Raw genomic sequence first — 6120 nt, 5'->3', positions numbered from 1 at the left:
TGCCCGGCACCCCGCGAAGGGGCGCCGGGCAGCGGCGTTTTCAGCGGGCCGGTGGGCTGCTAGCTTGACGTGGCCCTGCTCAGTGGACGGGGCGATGACGAGAGCGACGAAGGAGTCCGGGGTGCGCAGGTCAGCGCGGAGAGCGGGAGCGGTGGCGGTGCTCGCGGCCGGAGCGCTTCTGGTGGGCGGCTGCGGAAGCAGCGGCGACGACGGCGGCAAGGGCGACGACGCGGGCGGTACGCCGGAGTCGAGCGCGTCCACGTCCGCCTCCCCGTCCGAGGGGGCGTCACACGAGGCGTCCGCCGGTGCCTCGGAGGGCGCTTCCGGGGACGGGCAGGGCAGCGGCGGGAACGGCGGTGCGGGGTCCGGCAGTTCGGGCGGCACCGGTGGGTCCGGCGACTCCGGCGGTTCCGGTTCCGGTTCCGGCAAGGGCGGCAAGGCCGGGAAGCTCGCGGGCGTCTGGAAGGTGAAGGGCAAGCAGGTCGTGCTCACCGTCGTCGGCGACTCGGTGACGCTGCTGCGCGAGGAGGGCCGCAACTGCACGGGCACCCTCGGCGGCGCCGGCAAGCGGACCGTGACCCTCAAGTGCCCGTCCGGCGCGGACGACACCCGTACGAAGGGCACGGTCGGCGCCCTCAAGAGCAAGTCCATGACGGTGAGTTGGCAGGGCGGCCCGACCGAGGCGTACGCCCGCGTCACCGACGCACCGGTGCAGTTGCCCGAGGACCAGTAGCGCGAGCGGGCCCGCGGACACCAACCCGGTCGTACGGCGAGCCGCCGCAACCGGCCCGCCGTACGCCCCGGTTGACCGCTGCCCGCCGGTTGCCCGCCGGTCCCCGCGCTACGTCCCCGCGCTACGTCTGCGCGCGCCGCTCGCGGCGGATCAGCGGCTGCTCGACCGCCTCCGTCAGCCAGTCCAGCCGCGCCTGGTCGCCGACCACGGGGTTGGACAGCACGCCGACGCCCTCGATCTCGATGCGGACGGTGTCGCCGTCCCGCAGGGTGAAGTCCATGCCCGGGACGATGCCGGTGCCGGTGGCCAGCACCGCCCCGTCCGGGAACGGCTGGGCGTGCCACAGATGTCCGGCGAGCGCGAGCGGATCGCGGTGGAAGGCGGACGTCGACGTCTCGACCTCGTACGCCACGGCCCCGCCGCGGGTGACGGCGAGGGCGATGCGCAGCGCGCCCACGTCCGCCACCTCCCATGCGGGAACGACCCCGGAGGAGACCGCCGCGCTGCCGCCGTAGATCTTCGCCTGCGGCAGATAGAGCGGGTTCTCGCCCTCGATGGACCGTGAGCTGACGTCGTCCGTGACCACGTAACCCACCGTCTCTCCACGGGAGTTGAGGACGAGTCCGAGTTCCGGCTCGGGCACGTTCAGCGCGGAGTCGTCCCGTACGGCGATTGGTTCGCCGTCGGTCACCACGCGCCAGGGCTGGGCCTTGAAGAAGAGTTCGGGGCGCTCGGCGTCGTAGACCCGTTCGTAGACGGACCGTTCGGTGCTCTCGGCCACGCGCGCCTCGCGCGAGCGTTCGTAGGTGACGCCCGCCGCCCACAGCTCCATCAGCCCGTCCAGCGGCGGCAGCGTCACGATGCCGCCCTCGGCGAAGACGGCCGGCCCGTCGAGCGTCCGCTCGGTCAGGGCGCGCAACTCCCCGGCGGACAGCCGCAGCAGGTCCGCCACGCGCGGCGCGCCCTCGAACGGCCGGACGGCGCCCGTGCCGTCCGCGACCCCGGTGCGTACGGTCCCGCTGTCGTCAGCGAAGCGCACTAGGTGTGTCATCGCCGCTCCTTCCCTACGCTGTGGCTTCCGTTCCCGATTCCGCATCCGACGTCTCCGCGGGGCGCCCGTCCTGCTCTCCCGCGCCGGGACGTCCCCGCATCCCCGCCCAGCGGAAGCCCGTGACGACCACGGCGCCCGCGGCCACGACGGCGGCGACGACCCAGAGTCCGTCCGCGCCCGAGCCCGTACCCGACTCCACGGCACCCATGACGTACGGGCCGAGGAAGCCCCCGAGGTTGCCGAAGCCGGAGATCAGCGCGATCGTCCCGGCCATCTGGGCACCGGAGAGGATCGTCGGCGGCACGGTCCAGAACACCGGCTGCGCGCCCAGGAATCCGAACGCCGCGACGCACAGCGCCGCCACGGCCGGGACCGGCGGCAGCAGCACCCCGCCGACGAGCCCGCCCACGGTCAGCAGCAGCGCGAGCCGCAGCGGCCCCCGCCGGTTGCCCGTGCGGTCCGAGAGCCACGGCAGGACGAGCACGCCGAGCAGGGCGAACACCCACGGCAGCGCGGAGGCGAAGCCGATGCCGACGTCGCCGAGACCGTCGATGCGGCCGACGAGCGCGGGCAGCCAGAACGTCACGCCGTAGACGCCGATCTGGATGGCGAAGTACACGAACATCAGCCGCAGCACCTTGCTGTCGGTGATGACGCTGCCGACCGTGGCCGGCACCCGCTGCCTCTCGTCCGGTACGTCGGCGGCGATCCGCTCGCACAGCAGCGTCCGTTCGGCCGGGGTGAGCCAACGGGCCTGCTCGGGGCGGTCGGTGAGCAGCCACGGCACGGCGAGGGCGACCACGACCGTGGGCGCGCCCTCCAGGATGAACATCCACTTCCAGCCCTCCAGGCCGCCGAGTCCGTGCAGCCCGAGGAGATAGCCGCCGACGGGGTTGCCGACGATGCTGGCGAACGCGACGGCCGACTGGAACATCCCGGTCGCCTTGCCGCGGTCCTCGGCCGGGAACCAGTAGGTGATGTAGAGGATCACGCCCGGGAAGAAGCCGGCTTCCGCGGCGCCGAGCAGGAAGCGCAGCGCGTAGAAGCTTCCGGGGCCGTCCACCAGGCCCATGGCGCACGACAGCAGGCCCCATACGAGCATCAGCAGCGCCAGCCAGCGGCGGGCGCCGAAGCGGTGCAGGACGAGGTTGGACGGTACACCGAGCACGGCGTAGCCGACGAAGAAGATGCCCGCGCCGAGCCCGAAGGCGGCGGCGTCGATGCCGACGTCGGTGGCGAGATGGGACTTGACGAGGGCGACGTTCGTACGGTCGAGGAAGCTCAGCACGAACATCACGAAGAGCGGTGGCAGCAGGCGCCGGGACACCTTCCTGCGTACGGCTTCCGGGGTGGCGGCCGTGTTCATCGGACCTCCCTGGGGACGACGGAGGCGGGGGACGGGGGGTGCTGGACGGGCGGGTCAGCCGACGGGGAGACGTCTGACCGCTGGAACGTAACCCCCATGTTTCGCGGTGACAAGAGGTCGGTCCCGACCCGTATCTCCCGTGTAAAAGGCCGCTGTTGAGCGGTGGGGGCGGCCGGGTCTGTGGTCGCCCGTGGGTCTGGCGGTCGGGCAAGACATCTGACATCTTGGCTGCGCGGCGTGTGCCGCCGTCGCAGCATCCCGGACGTGATCAGGAGTGAGTGCCGATGACCGCCCGCATCGTCGACGTCGAGACGATCGACGTCCGCTTCCCGACCTCGCGTGCCCTCGACGGCTCGGACGCCATGAACGAGGCTCCCGACTACTCCGCGGCCTATGTGGTCCTGCACGTCGGCGACGACGGCCGCGGCGAGCGCGGAGGGGACGAAGGGGGTAAAGGGGACGCGAACGGAGGGGCCGGGGACGACGGTTCAGAGGTGACCGAGGGCCACGGCTTCACCTTCACCATCGGCCGCGGCACCGACCTGGCGGTCGGCGCGGCACGTGCGATCGGCGAGCGCGCGATCGGGATGTCCGTCGACGAGATCACCGGCGACCTCGGCGCCTTCTCACGCCATCTGCTCGGTGACAGCCAACTGCGCTGGCTCGGCCCCGACAAGGGCGCCATCCACCTCGGCGCCGCGGCGGTCGTCAACGCCGCCTGGGACCTGGCCGCCAAGCGGGCGGGCAAGCCCGTGTGGAAGCTGCTCGCCGACTTCACCCCGCAGCAGATCGTCGACCTCGTCGACTGGCGCTACCTCAAGGACGCGCTCACGCCCGAGGCCGCCCTCGAACTGCTCCGCTCCCAAGTCCCGGGCCGCGCCCAACGCGAGGCGTACGTACGGGAGCACGGCTACCCCGCCTACACCACCAGCGCCGGCTGGCTCGGCTACGACGACGAGAAGCTGGCACGGCTGTGCCGCGAGGCCGTCGAACAGGGCTGGGACTCGGTGAAGCTCAAGGTCGGCGCCGACCTCGCCGACGACGTACGCCGCTGCCGCATCGCCCGCGAGATCATCGGCCCCGACCGGCGGTTGATGATCGACGCCAACCAGACCCTCGGCGTCGACGAGGCGATCGAATGGGCGGACGCGCTGCGGGAGTTCGGCATCTGGTGGTTCGAGGAGCCCACCAGCCCGGACGACGTGCTCGGCCACGCGGCCATCCAGCGGCGCATCGCGCCCACGCACGTCGCGACCGGCGAACACGCCCACAACGCCGTGATGTTCAAGCAGTTCCTCCAGGCGGAGGCGATCGGGATCTGCCAGATCGACGCATGCCGACTCGGCGGCGTCAACGAGGCCGTCGCGGCGCTGCTGCTCGCGGCCGCCCACGACGTACCGGTGTGCCCGCACGCGGGCGGCGTCGGCCTGTGCGAACTGGTGCAGCATCTCTCGGTGTTCGACTACGTCGCGGTCAGCGGCTCGATGGAGAACCGGGTCGTGGAGTACGTGGACCATCTGCACGAGCACTTCCACGACCCGGTACGGGTCGAGGGCTCGCGCTACTGCGTACCGGAGGCTCCCGGCTACAGCGCGCAGATCCGCCGCGAGACGCTGGAGGCCCACCGCTTCCCCGAGGGGGCCGTGTGGAGCGGCGCCGCGGGCCCGGTGGCATCCTGACCGGCATGACGACCGACAGAGCCCCGGGAGCAGGGCAGAACGGCGCGGACGAGGGCGCCGCCGGTACGGGCGCCGGCTCGGGCAGCGTCGTGGACGTGGCGATCGGCCGCCTGAAGCGCCGCATCGAGACCGGCGAGTTCGCCCCCGGCCACCGGCTCCCTCCGGAGTCGGTGCTCGCCGGGGAGCTGGAACTCTCCCGCCCGTCCCTGCGGGAGGCCGTACGGGCGCTCGCCATGGCCGGCGTGCTCGATGTGCGGCGCGGCGACGGCACGTTCGTCACCGACCTGCGTCCCGACCGGCTGATGAGCGCCCTCGGCAGCTTCCTCGACCTGGCACAGGACACCGCCCTGGACGAGATGCTGGAGTGCCGCAAGGTGCTGGAACCGGGCGCGACGGCGCTCGCCGCGACCCGCATCGACGACGCAGCGCTCGACGCGCTCTCGGAGCGGATCGAGCGGATGCGTACGCTGCACGATCCGGCCGAACTCGTCCGCGAGGACCTGGCGTTCCACGCGGACATCGTCGCCGCGACGGGCAACCGCACGCTCCAGTCCCTGGTCTCCACCGTCAGCAACCGCACGGCACGGGCCCGCGTCTGGCGCGCTCTGGTCAAGTCCGACGTCCTCGCCTGGACGCACCAGCAGCACATGGACATCCACGGCGCCCTGCGCTCCCGCGACAGCCTGGCGGCGTTCGCCGCTGCCAGCCGCCACGTCAACGACGTGGAAACCTGGATCCGCGACCGCCTCTCGGCCGTCCGCGACCCGTCCTCGTAAGTACGCGCCGGCGCACCGGAGTTGACCACGACCCGGCAGCCGCCTGCCGCCTACTCGCCCACCGACCGTCGTACGACGGTGAGGTTCTGGTGCCGGTAAGGGAGAGCCGGAGACGTAGGCGCGTTCGTCCGGGGTGCCGGCCGCGCCCAAGTCCCGTACGCGGGCGCGCTGTTCGGGCCGACCGACGCGACACTGCGGCCAACTCCCGCCCACTCGCCCACTCACCGTCGTACGACGGTGAGGCCCTGGTGCCGGTGGGGGAGAGCCGGAGACGTACGCGCACCCGTAGGCCGGGGCCCCGGTCGGTCGCGCTCCTGCGCGTCCGTCCGGGGTCCCGGCTCCGCCACGCCCCGTACGCGGGCGCGCTGTTCGCGACGACCGACGCGACTCTGCGGCCAACTCCCGCCCGCTGGCCCACTGACCGTCGTGCGACGGTGAGGCCCTGGTGCCGATCAGGGGAGAGCCGGAGTCGTACCCGCGCCCGTAGGCCGGGGCCCCGGTCGGTCGCGCTCCTG

At 72.7% G+C, this 6120-nt stretch carries 5 protein-coding genes; 3 read left to right on the top strand and 2 right to left on the bottom strand.

Annotated features, from left to right (window positions below; translation table 11 throughout):
• The first annotated feature begins 94 nt into the window (after nucleotides 1-94).
• Entirely contained in the window at nucleotides 95-733 is a 639-nt protein-coding gene (locus AN218_RS11415; protein ID WP_141747531.1) for a hypothetical protein, read from the top strand.
• A gap of 121 nt (nucleotides 734-854) precedes the next feature.
• On the opposite strand, the gene AN218_RS11410 is transcribed toward AN218_RS11415, so the two are convergent.
• Nucleotides 855-1784 (bottom strand): fumarylacetoacetate hydrolase family protein, encoded by a 930-nt coding sequence (locus tag AN218_RS11410; protein ID WP_070016737.1) that lies wholly within the window; start codon nucleotides 1782-1784, stop codon nucleotides 855-857.
• Nucleotides 1785-1797: 13 nt separating this feature from the next.
• Nucleotides 1798-3150 carry an MFS transporter gene (locus tag AN218_RS11405; protein WP_070016735.1) on the bottom strand — a complete coding sequence of 451 codons (1353 nt, stop codon included), beginning with the start codon at nucleotides 3148-3150 and terminating at the stop codon, nucleotides 1798-1800.
• Between the two features lie 284 nt (nucleotides 3151-3434).
• Here AN218_RS11405 and AN218_RS11400 point away from each other — a divergent pair, with 284 nt between their 5' ends.
• Together AN218_RS11400 and AN218_RS11395 are read left to right on the top strand one after the other, a co-directional pair.
• Nucleotides 3435-4829, top strand: a complete 1395-nt coding sequence (locus tag AN218_RS11400) for an enolase C-terminal domain-like protein (RefSeq protein WP_070016733.1) — start codon at nucleotides 3435-3437, stop codon at nucleotides 4827-4829.
• 5 nt (nucleotides 4830-4834) lie between these two features.
• A complete protein-coding gene (locus AN218_RS11395; protein WP_079132054.1) occupies nucleotides 4835-5605 on the top strand; it encodes a FadR/GntR family transcriptional regulator in 771 nt (256 codons plus the stop codon).
• Nucleotides 5606-6120 lie beyond the last annotated feature (515 nt).

It is taken from the genome of Streptomyces nanshensis (genome assembly GCF_001751255.1).
Classification (GTDB): domain Bacteria; phylum Actinomycetota; class Actinomycetes; order Streptomycetales; family Streptomycetaceae; genus Streptomyces; species Streptomyces nanshensis_A.
This window is presented reverse-complemented; position numbering and strand designations above follow the sequence as displayed.

Excerpts from the sequence above, each read along its gene's own strand:
- AN218_RS11415 (WP_141747531.1), top strand. The coding sequence starts at position 95 with ATGACGAGAGCGACGAAGGAGTCCGGGGTGCGCAGGTCAGCGCGGAGA.
- AN218_RS11410 (WP_070016737.1), bottom strand. The coding sequence starts at position 1,784 with ATGACACACCTAGTGCGCTTCGCTGACGACAGCGGGACCGTACGCACC.
- AN218_RS11405 (WP_070016735.1), bottom strand. The coding sequence starts at position 3,150 with ATGAACACGGCCGCCACCCCGGAAGCCGTACGCAGGAAGGTGTCCCGG.
- AN218_RS11400 (WP_070016733.1), top strand. The coding sequence starts at position 3,435 with ATGACCGCCCGCATCGTCGACGTCGAGACGATCGACGTCCGCTTCCCG.
- AN218_RS11395 (WP_079132054.1), top strand. The coding sequence starts at position 4,835 with ATGACGACCGACAGAGCCCCGGGAGCAGGGCAGAACGGCGCGGACGAG.